The sequence below is a fragment of the Flavihumibacter stibioxidans genome, assembly GCF_014332695.1.
Taxonomy (GTDB): Bacteria; Bacteroidota; Bacteroidia; order Chitinophagales; family Chitinophagaceae; genus Flavihumibacter; species Flavihumibacter stibioxidans.
Genome location: NZ_MBUA01000023.1, coordinates 246,476 through 265,319, shown reverse-complemented (window position 1 = coordinate 265,319; position 18,844 = coordinate 246,476). Strand labels below are relative to the sequence as shown.

Annotated in this window: 19 protein-coding genes; 5 read left to right on the top strand and 14 right to left on the bottom strand. The window is 50.6% G+C overall.

Annotated features, from left to right (window positions below; all coding sequences use genetic code 11):
• Positions 1-136: 136 nt before the first annotated feature.
• Positions 137-454 (top strand): heavy metal-binding domain-containing protein, encoded by a 318-nt coding sequence (locus BC349_RS12500; protein ID WP_187257103.1) that lies wholly within the window; start codon positions 137-139, stop codon positions 452-454.
• Between the two features lie 136 nt (positions 455-590).
• Here the strand turns inward: BC349_RS12500 and BC349_RS12495 are convergent, their stop codons facing one another.
• The 6 genes from BC349_RS12495 to BC349_RS12470 form a co-directional block, all read right to left on the bottom strand.
• A complete protein-coding gene (locus BC349_RS12495) occupies positions 591-2,996 on the bottom strand; it encodes a hypothetical protein (protein ID WP_187257102.1) in 2,406 nt (801 codons plus the stop codon).
• A gap of 140 nt (positions 2,997-3,136) precedes the next feature.
• The gene (gene obgE / locus BC349_RS12490) at positions 3,137-4,138 is read right to left on the bottom strand and encodes a GTPase ObgE (protein ID WP_187257101.1); all 1,002 of its coding nucleotides are present in this window, start codon (positions 4,136-4,138) and stop codon (positions 3,137-3,139) included.
• 48 nt (positions 4,139-4,186) lie between these two features.
• A complete protein-coding gene (locus BC349_RS12485) occupies positions 4,187-4,786 on the bottom strand; it encodes an acyltransferase (RefSeq protein ID WP_187257100.1) in 600 nt (199 codons plus the stop codon).
• A 20-nt stretch (positions 4,787-4,806) separates the two neighbouring features.
• Positions 4,807-5,628 (bottom strand): hypothetical protein, encoded by an 822-nt coding sequence (locus BC349_RS12480; protein ID WP_187257099.1) that lies wholly within the window; start codon positions 5,626-5,628, stop codon positions 4,807-4,809.
• Positions 5,629-5,834: 206 nt separating this feature from the next.
• Entirely contained in the window at positions 5,835-6,260 is a 426-nt protein-coding gene (paaI, locus tag BC349_RS12475) for a hydroxyphenylacetyl-CoA thioesterase PaaI (RefSeq protein ID WP_187257098.1), read from the bottom strand.
• 1 nt (position 6,261) lies between these two features.
• Positions 6,262-7,035 (bottom strand): enoyl-CoA hydratase-related protein, encoded by a 774-nt coding sequence (locus BC349_RS12470; protein ID WP_187257097.1) that lies wholly within the window; start codon positions 7,033-7,035, stop codon positions 6,262-6,264.
• A 102-nt stretch (positions 7,036-7,137) separates the two neighbouring features.
• Here BC349_RS12470 and BC349_RS12465 point away from each other — a divergent pair, with 102 nt between their 5' ends.
• Complete coding sequence (locus BC349_RS12465) at positions 7,138-8,817, top strand: hypothetical protein (RefSeq protein WP_187257096.1); 1,680 nt, start codon at positions 7,138-7,140, stop codon at positions 8,815-8,817.
• Here the strand turns inward: BC349_RS12465 and paaD are convergent.
• The 6 genes from paaD to BC349_RS12435 all read right to left on the bottom strand — a co-directional run bounded on the left by paaD (position 8,814) and on the right by BC349_RS12435 (position 13,439).
• Positions 8,814-9,350, bottom strand: a complete 537-nt coding sequence (paaD, locus tag BC349_RS12460) for a 1,2-phenylacetyl-CoA epoxidase subunit PaaD (protein ID WP_187257095.1) — start codon at positions 9,348-9,350, stop codon at positions 8,814-8,816. The two genes, BC349_RS12465 and paaD, sit on opposite strands and share 4 nt — an antisense overlap.
• Positions 9,351-9,383: 33 nt before the next feature.
• Positions 9,384-10,253, bottom strand: a complete 870-nt coding sequence (paaC, locus tag BC349_RS12455; protein ID WP_187257094.1) for a 1,2-phenylacetyl-CoA epoxidase subunit PaaC — start codon at positions 10,251-10,253, stop codon at positions 9,384-9,386.
• Between the two features lie 69 nt (positions 10,254-10,322).
• Positions 10,323-10,685 (bottom strand): 1,2-phenylacetyl-CoA epoxidase subunit PaaB, encoded by a 363-nt coding sequence (gene paaB / locus BC349_RS12450; protein WP_187257093.1) that lies wholly within the window; start codon positions 10,683-10,685, stop codon positions 10,323-10,325.
• Between the two features lie 32 nt (positions 10,686-10,717).
• Positions 10,718-11,689 (bottom strand): 1,2-phenylacetyl-CoA epoxidase subunit PaaA, encoded by a 972-nt coding sequence (gene paaA / locus BC349_RS12445; protein WP_187257092.1) that lies wholly within the window; start codon positions 11,687-11,689, stop codon positions 10,718-10,720.
• Between the two features lie 52 nt (positions 11,690-11,741).
• Entirely contained in the window at positions 11,742-12,824 is a 1,083-nt protein-coding gene (paaE, locus tag BC349_RS12440; protein WP_187257091.1) for a 1,2-phenylacetyl-CoA epoxidase subunit PaaE, read from the bottom strand.
• A gap of 24 nt (positions 12,825-12,848) precedes the next feature.
• A complete protein-coding gene (locus BC349_RS12435; RefSeq protein WP_187257090.1) occupies positions 12,849-13,439 on the bottom strand; it encodes a TetR/AcrR family transcriptional regulator in 591 nt (196 codons plus the stop codon).
• A gap of 135 nt (positions 13,440-13,574) precedes the next feature.
• Between BC349_RS12435 and BC349_RS12430 the strand changes: the two genes are divergently transcribed.
• A complete protein-coding gene (locus tag BC349_RS12430; protein ID WP_187257089.1) occupies positions 13,575-14,510 on the top strand; it encodes a PfkB family carbohydrate kinase in 936 nt (311 codons plus the stop codon).
• A 41-nt stretch (positions 14,511-14,551) separates the two neighbouring features.
• Here the strand turns inward: BC349_RS12430 and BC349_RS12425 are convergent, their stop codons facing one another.
• Positions 14,552-16,252: a lamin tail domain-containing protein gene (locus BC349_RS12425; protein WP_187257088.1), complete on the bottom strand. Its 1,701-nt coding sequence runs from the start codon at positions 16,250-16,252 to the stop codon at positions 14,552-14,554.
• A 232-nt stretch (positions 16,253-16,484) separates the two neighbouring features.
• Here BC349_RS12425 and BC349_RS12420 point away from each other — a divergent pair, with 232 nt between their 5' ends.
• Positions 16,485-17,474, top strand: coding sequence for an aspartate-semialdehyde dehydrogenase (locus tag BC349_RS12420; RefSeq protein WP_187257087.1), 990 nt, complete (start codon positions 16,485-16,487; stop codon positions 17,472-17,474).
• Between the two features lie 56 nt (positions 17,475-17,530).
• On the opposite strand, the gene BC349_RS12415 is transcribed toward BC349_RS12420, so the two are convergent.
• Positions 17,531-17,950 carry a DsrE family protein gene (locus tag BC349_RS12415; protein WP_187257086.1) on the bottom strand — a complete coding sequence of 140 codons (420 nt, stop codon included), beginning with the start codon at positions 17,948-17,950 and terminating at the stop codon, positions 17,531-17,533.
• Positions 17,951-18,134: 184 nt separating this feature from the next.
• Between BC349_RS12415 and BC349_RS12410 the strand changes: the two genes are divergently transcribed.
• Positions 18,135-18,839, top strand: a complete 705-nt coding sequence (locus tag BC349_RS12410; RefSeq protein WP_187257085.1) for a hypothetical protein — start codon at positions 18,135-18,137, stop codon at positions 18,837-18,839.
• Positions 18,840-18,844 lie beyond the last annotated feature (5 nt).

Sequence of the window (18,844 nt, the reverse complement as noted above, 5' to 3'; positions counted from 1 at the left end):
AGGGTATTTACAGGACAAACCTACTGCAAAATCGGCTCTGGTTTTCCGGTATTTTCATTCTCTATTGCAACCCGCAAGGGCATTTTTTCATCTCCCATAGACTATTATTTATATCAACCTTACAACCAGCTGAATTATGATCCTTTCTACAACTCCCACCCTCGAGGGCAAACCCATCCAGCAATACATGGGAATCGTTACCGCCGAAACCATTATCGGTGCCAATGTGATCAAGGATATTTTCGCGGGATTACGCGACTTCTTCGGGGGCCGTTCCGGCACTTATGAAAGAGTGTTGCAGGAAGCCAAAGATTATGCCATGCAGGAACTGATGGAGAAAGCCCGATTGGCAGGGGCCAACGCGGTGGTGGGAGTGGATCTTGATTTCGAAACCATCGGCGCCAACGGCAGCATGCTGATGGTGATCGCCAGCGGTACTGCCGTCAGGATCTGAGGCGCCGGGTACGAGGTGTCTGACATGTGGTGTCTGACATCTGCGACTGCCTGTGGTGTCTGACATCTGCGACTGCCGGATTCAGCAATCATAGATGTCAGACACCTGATGTCAGACACCACATGTCAGACACCTATCAAAAGTCCGTGATCAGTTGCTGCAGCCTGGGTTGTGTGAGCAACCTCCTGTCCATCTGTCTGCGGACACTGTCTGAGATAAACCAGTTCATGGCATAGGGTCCGCGCGACATGGTATCCCCTGCAACAGCGGGATCATTGTAAAGATGTATGGGAATATACTCCGCATCTTTCAATCCCTTTGCCCTGGCCTTTGCCTTGAGGTCATTGATATAAGTGATGAAGCGCCGGTCGTTAACAGTTGTCTGCATGTCATAAGCACCGATAATGGTGAGCAGGGGAGCCATCAGGTCATTCACAAATGGTCCGATGGGCTGAAGGGGAATGGTTCCCTGCGGACTGTTCGTGATATGCAAAACCTTCAGTGACAATTTTTCAAACCTTCTCTTTATCACCGGGTCTTCCGTGTCCGCACCAATTAGGAGCAATGCCCTGATCATTTCCTGTACCGCCCCGGCACCCGAGTTGTCAAAATAGCCCCCATCGACAAAATAGTTGGCGCGAACAGTGTCTGTTCCACCGGGTGACGAAGGGTGTTTGTACTGATCGATCCTGCCTGCCGGCGACATGTACGGAAACCTCGCGCCAAGGATGGCTGCCGTGCTCAATCGAATGGTTTTATCCGCCTGTAGCAATCCCGCCACATCTACCCGGCGATTGAAGATGTTGGTGGATAACTGGATATTGGAAACCACACCCGGACTTCCATCTTTCACCCTCGTAGTATTGATCAGGAGGATCGGCAAAGGATGCGGAATACCTTTCTGTGTTAGGCATTGATCGAACCAGGTGGAATCAAACCCAACCCGGTAGTAGGCTTTGTCGGTTGATCTTTCAATGGCCTGTTCCAGCGCTTCCGCCCGGTCTTCATCCGGAATCAGCTTGTTGAGAAGTGGTATATAGTTAAAGAAATCCGGCCCCAGCATCCTGGCCAGTGTAAAGGAAAGAAAGTCCTGCCGTAAAAATGAACGCCCTGAATTTTCAAATCCTGCGACCACTGATTTTTCCTGCTGGTGAAGCAACTGCGCATAATAGGTTGAAATGCCCACACCTCCGCCTGACGTGCCCGAAAGGCAGAATAGCTGCCGCGAGAATCTCGGACCTCCGGCATCAATGGAAGCGTCTTCCAATCTTCCCAATACAGTTGATACCCAGTAGGCAGAACGCGATGCCCCGCCATTGGCCAACACAAAATAGACGGGGTATTGCTGCATGGAATCAATCTCCGGTCTTTCATACAACCAGTGCTTCATGTATTCGGAAAGGTGTTGCCGGTCCTGGTAAACGGTGATGGGTACCCGACGTTCCGACAATGAGCCGGTGCGCACCTTGTGATGGTCAGGGGTAGGCAAAAAAGCAGCCAGTATGAAGATGAAGAAGTGTACGTTGATCCTGAATTTGCAGGAGAGCGCCGTGATGACATTTCCGAAGCCCAGCAATACCGCAAATGCCAGTAAGATAACCGGGAAGGGGCCAAACCTTGTGCTGGCCGGAAACATAAAAATTGCCGCGGTATAGGCCGTCAATCCAACTCCGCAAACGATATTAAATACAGTAAAATATCCACGTTCTTCCCTGGGAAGATGAAGCCAGTCCATCAGTCTGTTGATCCATCTGCGCCAGCCCCTGGCCGAAACCCGTGTTACCCTGGTGGCCTTTCTTTCCAGTTCTTCCATCCGGTGCCGCCGCAGGTTTATATATAACATATACACCACCAGCACCAGCAATACCAGCAGAATAATGAAGCCGGCTTTACTGAATAAACCAGTTGCCGTATATAGAACCAGTAAGAATGGTATAACAACTGCTGCTGTAATCAGCATGATCTTCAGCAGACGGCCGCTCTGCCCATAACTGCTGAGCCGAATCATCTGCCGGTCAATGATCCATAATACCAGCATGCCCCCAATCAGAAACAGGAAGGGTTGTTCGCGGATCCAGTCCCCTTTTGTAAGCAGTAATGAGAGGCTGATCAGTATTACCAACAGGCAGGCATAACCGATGATTCTGGGGAACCGGTGCAGGAACCGGAGTTCCATGTCAAATAGTTTTTCATATTCAGCATCACCCAGGGTTGGGTTGACCTGGTTACACAGGAGCCGGTGCTGGAAACCTTTTATGTAAGCGATCATGCGCGAAGAATACCAGCTAACATAGACCCAGAAGGTGATAGCCACCAGGAAAATAAATTTCGATAAGAGTATGCCGCCAAAACTGCCGGAGGTTTCTGTGAAGGAGATCAGGAGATCCTTTCCCTGTCCGAGTTGGGTAAAGCAGATCAGTCCCAGCGCAAGAAAGAGTATGGACGGGAAAAACAGCCAGATGCTGGCCAGCGCATTGGCGAGGAACCGGATCAGTGGATATTTCCTGAGTGAAGCACTGAAGAAAACCATTCCGTTTCTCATTGGCGGTTAATTTATGTCTTAGGTGTCTGACATGTGGTGTCTGACATGTAGTGTCTGACATCTATGATTACTGAATTCGGTAATCGCAGATGTCAGACACCTGATGTAATCGCAGATGTCAGACACCATATGTCAGACACCTATTCCGACTGGTTGAGTACTTTCCAGAGCAGGTCCTTCAGTTCGGTTAATCCCTGCTGCGTGAGTGAGGAAATAAACAGGTGCGGTATATCCGCCGGCAATTCCTTACTGATGGCTGCTTTCAGCTCATCATCCAACATATCGCTCTTGCTGATGGCAATGACGAAATCCTTTTCCAGCATTTCCGGATTGTATTCCCTCAATTCATTGAGCAGGATGTCAAACTCTTTTCTATGGTCCTTGCTGTCGGCCGGGATCAGGAATAATAAAATGGAGTTGCGTTCTATATGACGCAGGAACCGGTGTCCCAGGCCTTTCCCCTCTGCCGCGCCCTCAATGATCCCGGGCAGGTCGGCAATGCAGAAAGACCTGCCGTTCCGGTATTCCACCATTCCCAGTTGCGGGTTGATGGTGGTGAATGCATAGTCGGCAATCTTGGGCTTGGCGGCAGTCATCACACTCAGCAGGGTGGATTTGCCCGCGTTGGGAAATCCAACCAATCCTACATCAGCCAATACTTTCAGCTCAAGGATCTTGAATCCTTCCTCTCCCTCTTCGCCTGGCTGCGCGTGTTCCGGAGCCTGGTTAGTGGGAGTAGCAAAACGGGCATTGCCCAATCCGCCGCGGCCTCCTTTCATCAGGATGATCTCCTGCCCGTCTTCGAGGATCTCGGCTTCTTTCTCCCCCGTTTCTTCGTCGTATGCAATGGTTCCGAGGGGAACATCGACATAAATATCCTTCCCGCTGCGGCCGGAACTGTTGTTCCCGCTGCCGCTCTCGCCGTTTTCCGCCAGGATGTTCTTGTGGTAACGAAGGTGCAATAGTGTCCAGAGGTTTTTATTACCGCGCAGGATGATGTGCGCGCCCCGGCCGCCGTCGCCGCCATCGGGACCGGCCTTGGGGTTGAATTTGGTTCGCATGAAATGCTTGCTTCCTGCCCCGCCATGGCCGCTGCGGCAAAATATCCTGATCTGGTCTACAAAATTTGATTTCTCTGACACGGTTAAACGCTGTTAAGCTGCGAAGGTAAACCTATTTCCATAAAGGGATTATTTGCCCGCTTTTACCCTTTGCCAGGTGTCGAAGAGAACCTCCTGCCCCGGGCGGTCCGCAGGCAGTTCGCTGAGCGGTTCGCAGGCTTCTGCGTACTGCCGCATTTCCTCCGGCAATGCCTGGTATAAGGCGGTACCAGTGGTTTTCCAGGCCAGCATCTCATCCGTTACAGTCCTGATGACCCGCGCAGGATTTCCCACCACCAGGCTTCGGGCGGGGATCTTTTCTCCTTCCCTGATAAAACTCAATGCCCCTACTATGGATTCATCGCCCAGTTCCACATGGTCCATCAGCACGGCATTCATGCCTACCAGGCAATTGCGCCCGATTTGCGCGCCGTGCACGATGGCACCGTGACCGATGTGCGCACCTGCCTTAAGAGTTACAGTTAGCCCCGGGAACATGTGTACCACACAGTTTTCCTGCACGTTGCACCCGTCTTCAAGTACAATGCCACCCCAGTCGCCGCGGAGTGCTGCACCGGGACCGATATAACAGTCGCGGCCAATGATTACATTGCCGGTAACGCAGGCCTGCGGATGCACAAAAGAGGAAGGGTGCACCACCGGAATAAATCCCTTGAATGAATAGAACATATCGCAATCTAAAGATATTCTCAGGATATCGCGGGATCCGGCTTAGGCGCTGCCGGCGGGTTTGTTTTCTTATATCGCCCGGTACCTTTGATCTTCTGTACCCATCTGGTGATGGCAAAAACGATCAGGGTGGTGCCCCCCAGGAATAGCAATAATGCAGCCGCTTCCGCCCCGTTGCAGGCGATGGTGCAGGAAAGTACAGCCAGCCCGGCTACCAGAATCACTCCCACGAAGATGGCAAGAAAGATTTTCCAGCCTTTATCCTTCTCATCGCTTTGCCCGAGCTCATTTCTAAGCTCCTTCAGTTGCGAGCGGAGTTGTTTCCTGAGCTCCTTTTTTGAAATGCCCGTGGCAAAAGGAGCGGTTGATGATATATCAGTAGTGGCAGTCGTTGCTGCAATGTTGGTATTGATTGTGTGCAGTGGAATACTGGCTAAACGAATACTGGCTAAACGCGGATTCCCGGGTGTCATGCCGGTTTCCTGTACATAAGCACTGCCCCATGCCGGAGCGTTTACTCCCGCTGCCGCCAGGTTGTGGTTAAAGAAAATCAACACCAGCATAGCAAAGCCCGCTCCCACAAAAGCCTCATTTGCTTTCCGGATCAGGTATTTCCCGTTGATCATTCGCTTCCATTTCCTTTTCCCGGAATAAAATATCAGAAAATCAACTGCAAGTAAAAAACTGGTCAGCCAGAACAACCAGAAAGGAATCTGGATACCGTACTCTAATATAAGTCCGGCCAGTTCAATCATCACGATAATTAAAATGATTTGCAGGATGACCATCAGGGTGCGGGCAGCAACAGGATGTTGAAATGCCCAGAAGGTGATCTTTTTCATAACAGCGGCAGTACCCTTACTGTACCAGGTTTTGATGTGATCAAATTCACCGTTAGGACTATCCTAAGTTACTGAAATTCCGCTGCATTTCCTAAACGATTTACGGTACCTCCAACCGGGGAAGCGGATGAAAATTATGGCCTGATCAGCGCCTTGCCGTGGTCTGGTCATCGCTTAACCGGGATCAGATAAATACCTAACCGGGATCAGATCAAGGCCTTGCCGGTGCGGAAGCAGGTGCCTTTGAATAGCCCTACCTGTTCACCCGCCTGGTTGGTGATGGTGATGAGATAAACACCTGTACTGCGCCCATTGTGTACTTCTTTCGCCTCCGCGGTCAGCGTATCACCAATTTTCACTGCCTTTGTGAACGTAATGGTGACATCCAGTGCCACGGACAAATTATTCCTGTTATTACAGGCAAAAGCAAACGCACTGTCGGCCAGCGAAAAAGCGATACCCCCATGCGCAATGCCAAACCCGTTCACCATTTCATCCCTTATTGTCATGCGTATGCGGCTGTACCCTTCCTTTACCTCCAGTACGGTCACCCCCAGCCACCTGCTGAAAGCATCCTCCTGCATCATATGATCTACCACCTTTTCAAAGGCAGACCGATTGTTTGTTTCCATCTTATTTTCCATTGAATTGGGGTGCTCTTTTTTCCAGGAAGGCCTGCACGCCTTCCCCGAAATCATGTGTAGCTGCGGCCCTTTGCTGCAGCTTGTCTTCATTCATCAGTTGCTCCGGCAGTGTATGGTTGAACGACCACTGCAATGCCTTCTTCGTATAAGCCAGACCGGTAGTTGGCATGGCTGCCAGGGTGGTGGCTATCTTTTCTGCCCCGGTCATGAACTGCTCATCTTCAAAATACCGGTAGATCATTCCCAGTCGCTCCGCTTCCTCCGCACCAATCCTGTCGCCCAGCATCATCAGGGCGCTGGCTTTGGAATGCCCTATCAGCCGGGGCAGGTAAAAGGTTCCGCCACTGTCGGGTATCAGCCCGATTTTTGAAAATGCCTGGATGAATGAAGCTGATCTCGCCGCCACCACAATATCACAGCCCAGCGCAATATTGGCGCCGGCACCTGCTGCCACCCCGTTCACCGCCGCCACCACCGGTTTTTGCAGGTCGCGGATGGCCATCACGATGGGATTATAATGTTCCGACAGGATTCTGGCCATGCCCGGTCCCTCCGGATCCACCACCTCCGCCAGGTCCTGTCCCGCGCTGAAACCCTTGCCGGCACCGGTGATGAACACACACCGCACTTCATCCGACTGGCATTGTGCAAGCACATCCTGCAGCAACAAAGCCATTTCCCGGTTGAAGGAATTCAATTTTTCCGGCCGGTTGAGCGTTATATACCCAACGGCATTCCTGGTTTCAAATAAAATGGATGACATATTGGTAGGCAATTATTTTAAATTTAATCAAATTGGATCCATTGCTACGGCAAATCTAGGTTGCTGGCTGCACTTAAAATTGGTGGACAAATAATTATTGATATGTTTCAAAAAATGATCCTGATAAAGCGGTTACAGTTTTTGTGGTGTTGCTGCTCCTTCTGTTTACTGTTCTCCACTACACTGCCTGCACAGGAGCCCGAAGGAAGCGGACTGTCATTCCTCTACCAACTGAAACTGCCGGTTCTTCCGGTCAGGCAAGCGTATCCTACCAGGCCACTGAATGAAGTATACCCCAACCTGGCTTTCATCAGCAAACTCAAAGAGGGTAAAGTTGTTTCCATTGATTTTGGCGACGGAATGAAATTTGATGGCATGGTCAGGGTGAAATCTATCAATAAAAAACCAGCTGTTTTCCTGCAGCGGGGTAAACTGACTTTTGCCAATGGGGAGGTAATGGAGGGCTGGTTCAACTATATGATTTACACCAACTGGGAAAGCGGTACCTATACATTTAAGGACGGCACCCGTGCAGTATTGACCAATGCCATGCAAGGTGTTACGACCAAATATTATTTCCCGAACGGCGATTCCTGCCTGGAGGAACGCAGCATGAATTCGTATATCTATTATTCCCGGGGTGCCTCGATTTCCGGCAATCTGGAATCCGGAAATTCTTCCTGGTTTGACGGTCAGGTTGTTGTCAAAACCGCCGACCAGTCTGAGTATAAAGGACGGCTGCAGCATCACCAGCCGGATGGACTATGGACTTTCAAAAAGAATGATCAACATACAGGCAGTATCTATTTTGTGGATGGTAAACTCTGGGGGATCCTTCCAAAAACCGGGGCCAATGGCACCCTTACCCTTGATTATTACGAGAATAACAGGCTGGTACAACCGAATGTTCCCAAAATCCAGGAAGGGATTTATTGCATAAAGGGTGATTGTAAAAACGGTAAGGGCGAAGCCTTCATCCAGTTCCAGGGTGAACGCCCCTGGTTCATGTTGTTGAAAGCGGTTTTTAAAAATGGATTGCCAGATGGTAAGGGGGAAGGCATGTGGTATACCCATCGCTTTGAAGAATATGGCCCGGTTAGTGGTGAAATGAAAGGCTTTTCCTTTCACGGCAATTGCACGGAAATGAGCGACAGCGGAAAGTCGGTGTTCACGGGCATCATGGAGGGCAACCGCAAGGTGAAGGGACTGTGGGTGAGAAAGGGCGGTTATGTTTTTGACGGCCTGCTGAATGATGAGGTTTACCTGAAAGGCTTTCTTCGGTTGCCCAATGGCGATAGTTACGAGGGTGATTTTGACGAGAAGGGATACAGGGGCAAAGGAGTGTACACGATGGCCAATGGAAACCGGTTCGAAAGCAATCACTGGTATGCTACTGAGGCGCTGGCCTGCACCTACAGGCCCGTTTCAGGCGAAATTAAAATCGGGGAGTTCGATGTAAAGTCCCGCAGTTTTGCTGAGGTGGATTACGTTACCCAGTTTAAAAAAATGGTGGAGGGTATCGATGCAGCAAGGAAGCCTTCAGTAGCGGTACAGGGAAATGGCGGCGGAGCCGGACAAACCTGCGGTACCTGCAATGGTTCGGGTAGTCATATCATGACTTGTCCATCCTGTAAAGGAGATGGCTACCGGCGTGGCTGGGTGAATCTGAACGAGCACGGCCGCTCAACTGGTACGGCAAAATGTTTAACCTGCAGCGGTCGCGGTACGATTGGATTGGCCGGTGCATGCCGCACCTGCAGGGGATACGGCAGGATCAATTAATGGCACTTGAAATAATCAAACGGTTCCTGGCAGTCGTCGCACCGGTACAATGATTTGCAGGCGGTGGAACCAAATTCACTGATCATATGGGTATGGAAAGAATTGCAGTGCGGACATTGCACGGCTTCTTCGCGATGGAAATATTCCGGTGTGCAAACCGATTGTTTCGGATTGGGGGGCGCAATACCATACGCTTTCAGTTTTTCTTTCCCCGCTTCCGTCATCCATTCGGTTGTCCATGCAGGTGAGAGGATGGTTTTTATCGTTACCGGCGCATATCCGTGTGATGCCAGCACCATCCTGATATTGGTGCTGATCATATCCATCGCCGGGCAGCCGGTGTAAGTGGGTGTAATGGTCACTTCGGCAGATTTGCCGTCTGTGATCACCCCGCGAATAATCCCCAGGTCCACCACCGTTAATACCGGTACCTCAGGGTCGGTTACTTCCTCCAGGTATTGCCATACCTGTTGGGTGGCCGCGTCAACGGCCCTGATATCTGTAATATGGTTCTTTGCCTCCTGCATTTTCATGATGTCATTTCACCGCACAGACCTGGCTCCGTTTTACCATTCACTTCCCGGATAGGCGCGCTGCAAATACTGCATTTCCGCTAACAGGAATCCAAGGTGTTCGGTATGGATACAGTCCTTGCCACCCTGCTGCATCCAGCTATTGGCGGGCATGTCGAGGGTTGCCAGCCGAAAAGTTCCGGCAACTTTTTCCAGCCAGGTTTCTTTTAAGGATTCCGGAGCGGGAACCAATCCTGCCAGGCTGGTTTCCATTGGTGAACCAGGCGCCCCCGTGGATGCTGCAGGTGCTGTGGGCGCTGAAGCCAGCGCTTTCTCAAAGGAAGCAGCGATAAACAACTCACCGGTAAACTTCCAAAGCGAAGCAATCGCTTCCTGCATCCTGCGTTTACTTTCCTCCGTTCCATCTCCTAACCGAATCACCCACTCACCGCTCCAGCGCACGTGATATAACACTTCCTTGAGTGATTTTTCCGCAATGGCCGCCAGTTGCAGGTCGGCGCTCTGTTTCATACGCTCGTACAATAACTGCTGGTAACAGCTGAACAGGAACTGCCGCAGGATGGTCTTCGCCCAGTCGCCATTGGGTTGTTCCACCAACAAGTTGTTTCTGAATTCATTGACATCGCGCAGGTAGGCCAGGTCATCCTCATCAATGGGTCCCTGCACCTGGTTAAAGGCAGGGGAGGTGATGAGTCCCGAGAGTTCATCCCGATAGTTGTTGTATTGCTCAGCAGCGTACTGATATAGGTTTCGGGCCTGTCCAACCAGGTCCAGCGCAATATTCGAAATGGCAATATCCTGTTCCAGGTTCGGGCCATGGCCGGTCCATTCACTGTTGCGATGCCCAAGGATCAGGGCGTTGTCGGCGAGGAAAAGCGTGTATAGGAATTTATCCGAAATCATTTTTGGTTAAATAGGTCAATGGGCCATTAGGGTCAAGAGGTCAATGGGGTCAATGTGCGAATGGTGGATCTACATGTGTGTTAGTTCATCCGGCAGGTCATAAAAAGTCGGATGCCGGTACACTTTGTCGTTGGCAGGGTCGTACAGGCTTTCGGCTTCATCGGGATTGGAAGCATGGATGTACCTGCTTTCCACTACCCAAATGCTGACTCCTTCCTGCCGGCGCGTATACACATCGCGGGCGTTTTCAATGGCCATGGCTGCGTCAGCCGCATGCAGGCTGCCCACATGTTTGTGATCCAGCCCCTGTTTGCTGCGGATGAAAACCTCCCACAATGGCCAGTCCCGGTGACTTGCATCCTGCCCGCCACTCCCGGCCACTTCACGGTCGCCATAATCACCGTATAATATTATCCGCGAGTATTGTTTCATATCAGTTGATTTTCTGTCTTCCTGTGCACTACCTATGCAACCGCTTTTTCATCCTTCCCACCACTGCGCTGGCGCTGCTTTTCAGCAAAAGCACTCGCTGCTTCCCGAACCCAGGCCCCTTCTTCATGTGCAGCGATCCTCGCGGCGATCCGCTCCCTGTTGCAGGGGCCATTTCCGCTGATCACATTCCAGAATTCTTCCCAGTTGATGGTCCCAAAATCATAATGGCCGCGCGCTTCATTCCAGGCCAGGGCCTCATCGGGCAAAGTCATGCCGAGAATCTTTACCTGTTCCGCTATCACATCCACAAATTTCTGCCGAAGCTCATCATTTGAAATGCGTTTGATCTTCCATTTCATGCTTTGGGCCGTATGCGGGGATGCATCGTCCGAAGGCCCAAACATCATGATACTGGGCCACCACCAGCGGTTGATGGCATCCTGACACATGCGGCGCTGCGCTTCTGTGCCTTTGCTGAGGGTCAGCAAAATTTCAAAGCCCTGGCGCTGGTGAAAACTTTCTTCCTTGCAGATCCTCACCATGGCGCGGGCATAAGGTCCATAGGAAGTCCGGCACAAAGGCACCTGGTTCATGATGGCAGCTCCATCCACCAGCCAGCCAATGGCGCCGATATCCGCCCAGTTTAAAGTTGGATAATTGAAGATGCTTGAATATTTCGCTTTGCCGCTGTGTAGTTGGTCAATCATTTCCGCCCGGCTGATACCCAGGGTTTCCGCTGCGCTGTACAAATACAATCCATGTCCGGCTTCATCCTGTACCTTGGCAATAAGGGTGGCTTTCCGCCTCAATGACGGCGCGCGGGTGATCCAGTTCCCTTCGGGCAACATGCCCACGATCTCGCTGTGCGCATGCTGCGAGATCTGCCTGATCAGGGTCTGGCGGTATTTTTCCGGCATCCAGTCCCTGGGCTCGATCTTCACCTCCCGGTTTACCTTGTCCTGGAAATGCTCCTCCGGCGTTACTGCAACAGATTCGGTATTCATGGCTCGAAAATAACTAAATTCTATTACAACGCTAACGGTCGTTAGTTTGATTTCACCTCAAATCAAAATCAACCACCACCTTTCCCGATCTGGGATGGCTCTGGCAGGTCAGGATATATCCTGCAGCCACTTCTTCGGGCTCCAGGGCATAGTTGACATCCATTTCCACTTCGCCGCTCACCAGTTTTGCGCGGCAGGTACAGCAAACACCGCCTTTGCAGGCATAGGGCAGGTCCGCTCCCTGCTGTAAGGCCCCATCGAGGATGCTGTGGCTGTTATAGGGCAGGTCAAAATCAAAGGAAACACCATCCAGTTTAATGGTAATATGGGAAACAGGTCCGGAATCCGCCACCACAGCAGACTTGCCGGCAGTGGCACCCGCCACCTGGCCGGGACTCGTAAACAGTTCGAAATGGATTTTGCTGCCATCCACCCCCAGTCCCAGCAGGTAGTCCCGCACGGAAAAGATCATGGCTTCCGGACCGCAGAGGAAATAATGATCGGAATCCATCCAGTCGATCAGTTTTGCTCCCAGTTCCTCACATTTGGCCGCATCGATACGACCGTGATTGATCTCCGCATCGGTTCTCTCCCGGCTCAGCACATGAACCAGGCGGAACCGCTCCATGTATTTATTTTTCAGGGCTTCCAGGGCTTCCCGGAATATGATGGATGACCGGTTACGGTTGCCAAAAACCAACGTGAATTCACTGTGTGGTTCTGTGGCCAGCACGGTTTTAATGATGGAGAAGATTGGGGTAATTCCGCTTCCTGCCGCAATGGCAACATATTTTTTACGGTGGGATGGGTCCAGCCGGGTGTAAAATTTCCCGGTAGGGGGCAGGACTTCCAGTGTATCACCTTTTTTCAGCTGGCTGTTGGCATACCTGGAAAACCGGCCCTCCGAAACTGCCTTCACCGCCACCCTCAGTTCTCCTTCCAGCGGTGAACTGCAAACGGAGTAGGATCGCCGCAGTTCCTCGCCATTCAATACAGTGCGGAGGGTAATATTTTGTCCCTCGCGGAACCGGAAAATATCTTTCAGTGCGTCCGGAATATCAAAGGCAATGGATACGCAATCGCTGGTTTCCCGCCGGATATCAAGGATGGTCAGCGGATGGAAATGGATAGACATAAATCTTTTCTAATCTTTATTGGATCAGGCTTTCAGGCCTTCGATCATGATGAGCACCATATTCTCCTCGAGCTGTCTGGCGCTGATCTTTTCCTTGCTGCGATGCCAGCTTTCAATGCCGTTCACCGCGTGCAGCATGATCAAAACCACCGTCGGTGCATCCACAGGCTTGATCTCGCCCTTTTCGATGCCCTTTTCGATGAGTCCGGCCAGCCGCTTGCGATAGGTGCGGCGCTGGTTATGGTAGTTGGAGAGATAAGGATCGGAAAGGTGCTTCCAGTCGCGGTCGGCCACGATCACCAGTTCATAGCGTTCAATCATCTGGCGGATGTGGAAACGCAGGATGGCCTGCACCTTATCAATACTGCTCACATTGCTGCTGTCAATGGTATCGAGGTGGTGGTTGAATTCATTCGCTACCTTAAAGCAGATTTCCTGTAACAGCTCTTCCTTCGACTGGATATGATTATAGAGACTGGCAGCTTCTACGCCCACTGCCTCTGCGAGATCCCGCATGGAGGCAGCTTTGAAGCCCTTTTCCCGGAAAAGCCGGGTGGCAGCTTCCACTATCACTTCTTTTTTGGTGCCGTTTGTTTTGCTCTTGATCTTGGCCATAGCCCAAATATACAAACGAACAAGCGTTAGCACAAAAGTCATGCGCCAATTCCCGCGGTCTTTATGTAAAAATCGGCTAGTTTTGCCCCGGTTTGAACAAACCCAAACCAGAATCTACAAACCACAATCTCAAATATGTCGTTAATTGTCGTTGGAACCATGGCTTTCGATGCCATTGAAACTCCTTTTGGAAAGAGCGGTAAGATCATCGGTGGGTCTGCCACCTATGTGGCCTGGGCAGCATCCAATTTTGTGCGTCCCGTGAACCAGTTGTCTGTGATTGGCTACGACTTCCCGAAGGAAGAGCTGGATGCACTGGAAGCCCGTGGGGTTCAACTCAGCGGAGTACAGGTTAAGCAGGAGGAGAAATCATTTTTCTGGGCGGGAAAATATCACATGGATATGAACTCCCGCGATACCCTCGACACCCAGTTGAATGTGCTGGCCAATTTCTCGCCGGTAGTACCCGACAACTACCAGGGATCAGAATTCCTGATGCTCGGTAACCTGATGCCCAGCCTGCAGATGAGCGTGATCAAACAACTGCAGCAACGCCCTAAACTGATTGTCATGGATACCATGAACTTCTGGATGGACACCGCCATGGAAGACCTGGAAGCCGTGCTGAAGGAAGTGGATGTGCTGATGGTGAACGATAGTGAAGCGCGCCAGCTGAGCGGACAGTTCTCCCTCGTGAAAGCCGCTAAGGAGATCCGTAAAATGGGTCCCAAATACATCGTGATCAAAAAGGGTGAACATGGTGCCCTGCTGTTCCACGGCGACAATGTTTTCTTTGCACCCGCTCTCCCCCTGGAAGACGTATTTGATCCAACCGGTGCCGGCGATACCTTCGCCGGTGGTTTCATCGGTCACCTCGCCGCAACGAAGGACATCTCTTTTGAGAACATGAAAAACGCCGTCATCAAGGGTTCCGCGCTGGCATCTTTCTGTGTGGAAAAATTCGGAACCACCCGCATGAAGGAAATATCTGATGCCGATATAGAACAAAGGGTTCAGCAATTCGTTGACCTGGTGAATTTCGATATCAAACTTTCTAACGGTAACGGTTAAGGTAAACCGCTATCGTTCGGGCCATCGCACCTTATACATTATCACCTGAATGGTCTTGCAAGCGTTACCGGGATCCGGTAACGCTTTGTTTTTCCCGACAGGTGAAAGGTTTCCGTTACCAGTATATAAATGGATGCGGGTAAAAGCTTTCCACCGTCATTTCTGCCATCCCAGGCAAACTGTCCGGCTGTGCCGCAAAGCCCATTGCTGACAAGGTTTCGCACCGGTTGTCCTGTGCGGTCATAAATCCTGATGCTGCAAACATAACCGGGTACCGGAAAGCGGTACTGTATATTGCAGGATTCATTCTGACCATCACCATCGGGCGAAAAATAGGGGGCTTCCAGCCATACCGCTGCCGGTTTACCTGAACCCTCCAGTGACTGTGAATTTTTATAACCGGGGGTTCCATAACCTGCATGCATAGCCGCAGAATGCCAGTTGGTCCGTTCGCTGGTATTTTTAGCGGGATCGGTTCTCTCCAGTGCCACTCCTTCCTGATTGCGCACGAGTTCAAAATGCCAGCTTTCATCATAGGGTAGTTCATCCATGACCTGGTTATCCTGGTTTAGTAATAATACATGTCCCCGCTGGTCAGGCCAGGAGGGGAGGCTGCCGGACTGCAACAGTGCAAACGGATCAATCGTATGGTATTGATGCTGCAGCCAGCCAGGATCTGTGGTCAGGGCAATATAATCTCCCGGAAACAGGTAACGGGGAGTTGTTGCAAGCTGTTTTACGGAAGCGATCTCACCCCTGCTGTTGCGGTTGCCGAAGGACAGTTGTTGCAGGTTGACGGCCGCGGAGCCTGCATTAAAGAGTTCAACATAATCTGCCCCGCCTGCCGGCGGGTTATTCATCAGTTCATTGATGACCAGTCCTTCCGGACGCTCAGCGGGTAGTCCCACCTTCACCCGTCGGGTGGCACCCGACGGGTGAAGGTCACAGGCCGGTACTTTGGCGGCGCTGAGCCAGTGAATGTTTCCTTTTTTCAGGGAATCGGCAAGTTGCAGTTCGACCTGGTGAAACAGCGGGGGAATCGCTTTCGCAGAAACTATGACCGGCGCGAGGTCGGATTCATAGAGGCTTATATTGCCCGCGGCATTTGGATCGATGGCATCATCAAATTCCAGCACCACCCGGTAGGGGTCGGGGCAGTGGGCATGAACCAGTAATGAAACCGTCACCACTGCGGTTGCCGTATCCAGGCTGTTGGGCTTTCCCGGTGTTCCACCTGAAGTATTTTCACTGGCTTTCCAGTTTTGCCGGAAACTGCAGGGCAAATTTTTATTTACCATTTCGAGGCTCCAGCCGCCATCATTTTTCCCTTCGGGTAGCAGGGAGGGATGCCAGGCTACTGCATGAACCGTTTCAAGATTTGCATCCTGTAACACCAGCGTGTCACCGCTGTTGGAGATCACCGGAAATCGATCCAGTATAATGACGCGGCCATAGGGTTGAAAATATGGGTAGGCCCTGTTGGCACATAGGATCAGGATGCTGTCGGGATAAAGAAAGACACTGTCCGGAAATTGCCCGGTGGTCCTGCCATTGGTGAGTCGCCAGCGGGAAAGATCTATCAACCGGCCACTAACATTCGTTAGCTCTATATATTCTTCCGCAGGTAATCCGACTGAGGGAACCGGATCCGCCATCAGTTCGGTAATAACCACGGAAAACCTTTGCGCAGCAAGGCTTTCAGCACAAAGCAACAATACACACAGAAGTCCTGACTTCACCATTCCCGAAAACTACTCCGGTAAAAATTTATATGCAATACCCAAATAATATTTGGGTGAAAAAACCCGGGACCGTAATTTTGTTCACCATGAAAATGACGAAACATACAATTAAGATTAAGAAACAGCTCCTGAACCAGGAAGGTGTGTAATAGTCGTGTATGTACTCATAATAGACTTAAGCCTTCCCCAAGTGGAAGGCTTTTTTTTTTAAACCAAAAGCAAGCAAACGAAAATGAAAGTTGCAGTTGTCGGTGCCACCGGTCTTGTCGGCACCAAAATGTTACAGGTTCTGGCAGAACGTAATTTCCCCGTAACCGAACTGGTTCCCGTAGCCTCTGAAAAATCAGTTGGAAAGGAAGTGGAGTACATGGGAAAAAAATTCAGGGTGGTAAGCATGACAGACGCTATTGCAGCAAAACCCGATGTGGCGCTGTTTTCAGCCGGCGGAAGCACTTCACTGGAGTGGGCTCCGAAATTTGCTGAGGCAGGGATCACCGTAATTGATAACTCCTCTGCCTGGCGCATGGATCCCACCAAACCCCTGGTGGTACCGGAAATCAATGCCGATGTGTTAACCGCCAATGATAAGATCATTGCCAACCCTAACTGTTCTACCATTCAGATGGTGGTGGCCCTGAATCCTCTTCACAAGAAGTACGGCATCAAAAGGGTGGTGGTATCAACCTACCAGAGTGTGACCGGTACCGGAGTTAAGGCAGTAGACCAGCTCATGAATGAACGCAAGGGAGTGGAAGGTGAGATGGCTTACAAATATCCCATTGACCTTAATGTGATTCCGCAGATCGATGTATTCCTCGATAATGGCTATACCAAGGAGGAAATGAAAATGGTGAACGAAACCAAAAAAATCATGCGCGATGACAGCATTCTTGTTACTGCTACAACTGTTCGTATCCCTGTAATGGGTGGTCACAGTGAAAGCGTGAACGTTGAGTTTGAGCGTGATTTTGACCTTGCTGAAGTTCGTTCCCTGCTTTCTGCTGCACCCGGTGTGGTAGTGGTGGATGATCCTGCGAATGCGCAATACCCCATGCCCAGGGATGCGCATGAAAAAGATGAAGTATTTGTAGGCCGCCTTCGTCGCGATGAATCGCAGCCCAACACGCTCAATATGTGGATCGTCAGTGATAACCTCCGCAAAGGTGCTGCCACGAATGCCGTGCAGATAGCAGAGTACCTGGCGGCAAAAGGTCTCCTTTAAATTTTGCTGTTTGTGGTTTGTAGTCGGATATCCCTGTCTGACTTCAAACCACAAACTTATTTATGCGATTCTTTAATATATCCCCAGCCTTGTCCCTGCTTTGTTACCAGTTCGATGATGGCATCCGGTACAGTCTGCACGCCAGGTATCAACAGGTTCTTATCGATCCGCTGACGTTTCATGGTTTCCTCACAAAGTTTGAAATGAACGTTTTGATTGCGGCAGAGGGATAGAACCGATTCTGTTACTGTTGATTTTTCTTTGACCACCATTGGCCATGCCCCGCCATAAATGACCACTTCCAGTTCTGCATCCGGGTAGGCTTTACTCATTCCGCTGATATGCCTGATCACTGTCTGGTGATCGGCAGTGTCCTTGCTTGTAATGTCGAACAGGATTTTGTATGAATTGGTTTGTGCCAACAATGCTGATGTGCATACCAATAGCAGTAAAGCAACTGGCAGAAGCTTTTTCATAGTCTCAAGTTTAGTTTTATAATTTATTGTTTTTTACTTCAGGCCGATCATTCTGTTTAAAGATCAGGTGATTCAAACGGCACATCCGGATGGGCTGAAACCCGCTACCAGTCTGCATTTTATTTCGTAACTTATGTGGTTCTTTCTAATAACCAACTCAATTTCTTCACTTAAATCAATTGTTATGTCAGTGAATCAGAACCTCCAGCAAAATGGCCGGCGAAATTTTTTGGGATCACTGGCCACCGGAGTGGCTGCGATCAGTATGACCGGTATTGCAACTCCAATGAGCCTGCAGGCAGCAGCAGATAATATTGTCCCATTTACTTCTGATGATCCCGACCTATGGTTTAACAACATCAAAGGAAAACATCGGGTAGTATTTGATGTGACCCAGCCGCATGAAATATATCCGTTTGCATGGCCCAGGGTTTTTTTACTGACCAATTCCATGACGGGTACTCCCGAGAATGATTGTGGCGTGGTGGTGGTATTGAGGCATAGTGCTATTGGATATGCCATGGATAACCAGGTTTGGTCAAAGTATAAGTTCGGCGAACTCTTTGACGCAAAGGATCCCGCAACTCATCAGCCAGCAACGCAAAATCCGTTCTGGCAACCCGGTCCGGGTGCTTTCAAGGTTCCTGGTGTGGGAGAGGTTTCGATTGGTATCAATGAACTGCAGGATGCCGGTGTTATGTTTTGTGTCTGCGACATGGCCATGACGGTATTCAGCGCGGCTGCAGCCTCCAAGATGAACATGAACGCGGATGATGTTAAAAAAGAATGGAAGGCGGCACTGTTGCCGGGAATCCAGCCTGTTCCATCCGGCGTATGGGCACTTGGAAGGGCGCATGAGAAAGGGTGTGCGTATATTTTTGCTGGCTGATTCAG

Excerpts from the sequence above, each read along its gene's own strand:
- BC349_RS12500 (WP_187257103.1), top strand. The coding sequence starts at position 137 with ATGATCCTTTCTACAACTCCCACCCTCGAGGGCAAACCCATCCAGCAA.
- BC349_RS12495 (WP_187257102.1), bottom strand. The coding sequence starts at position 2,996 with ATGAGAAACGGAATGGTTTTCTTCAGTGCTTCACTCAGGAAATATCCA.
- BC349_RS12485 (WP_187257100.1), bottom strand. The coding sequence starts at position 4,786 with ATGTTCTATTCATTCAAGGGATTTATTCCGGTGGTGCACCCTTCCTCT.
- BC349_RS12480 (WP_187257099.1), bottom strand. The coding sequence starts at position 5,628 with ATGAAAAAGATCACCTTCTGGGCATTTCAACATCCTGTTGCTGCCCGC.
- paaI (WP_187257098.1), bottom strand. The coding sequence starts at position 6,260 with ATGGAAACAAACAATCGGTCTGCCTTTGAAAAGGTGGTAGATCATATG.
- BC349_RS12470 (WP_187257097.1), bottom strand. The coding sequence starts at position 7,035 with ATGTCATCCATTTTATTTGAAACCAGGAATGCCGTTGGGTATATAACG.
- BC349_RS12465 (WP_187257096.1), top strand. The coding sequence starts at position 7,138 with ATGTTTCAAAAAATGATCCTGATAAAGCGGTTACAGTTTTTGTGGTGT.
- paaD (WP_187257095.1), bottom strand. The coding sequence starts at position 9,350 with ATGAAAATGCAGGAGGCAAAGAACCATATTACAGATATCAGGGCCGTT.
- paaC (WP_187257094.1), bottom strand. The coding sequence starts at position 10,253 with ATGATTTCGGATAAATTCCTATACACGCTTTTCCTCGCCGACAACGCC.
- paaB (WP_187257093.1), bottom strand. The coding sequence starts at position 10,685 with ATGAAACAATACTCGCGGATAATATTATACGGTGATTATGGCGACCGT.
- paaA (WP_187257092.1), bottom strand. The coding sequence starts at position 11,689 with ATGAATACCGAATCTGTTGCAGTAACGCCGGAGGAGCATTTCCAGGAC.
- paaE (WP_187257091.1), bottom strand. The coding sequence starts at position 12,824 with ATGTCTATCCATTTCCATCCGCTGACCATCCTTGATATCCGGCGGGAA.
- BC349_RS12435 (WP_187257090.1), bottom strand. The coding sequence starts at position 13,439 with ATGGCCAAGATCAAGAGCAAAACAAACGGCACCAAAAAAGAAGTGATA.
- BC349_RS12430 (WP_187257089.1), top strand. The coding sequence starts at position 13,575 with ATGTCGTTAATTGTCGTTGGAACCATGGCTTTCGATGCCATTGAAACT.
- BC349_RS12425 (WP_187257088.1), bottom strand. The coding sequence starts at position 16,252 with ATGGTGAAGTCAGGACTTCTGTGTGTATTGTTGCTTTGTGCTGAAAGC.
- BC349_RS12420 (WP_187257087.1), top strand. The coding sequence starts at position 16,485 with ATGAAAGTTGCAGTTGTCGGTGCCACCGGTCTTGTCGGCACCAAAATG.
- BC349_RS12415 (WP_187257086.1), bottom strand. The coding sequence starts at position 17,950 with ATGAAAAAGCTTCTGCCAGTTGCTTTACTGCTATTGGTATGCACATCA.
- BC349_RS12410 (WP_187257085.1), top strand. The coding sequence starts at position 18,135 with ATGTCAGTGAATCAGAACCTCCAGCAAAATGGCCGGCGAAATTTTTTG.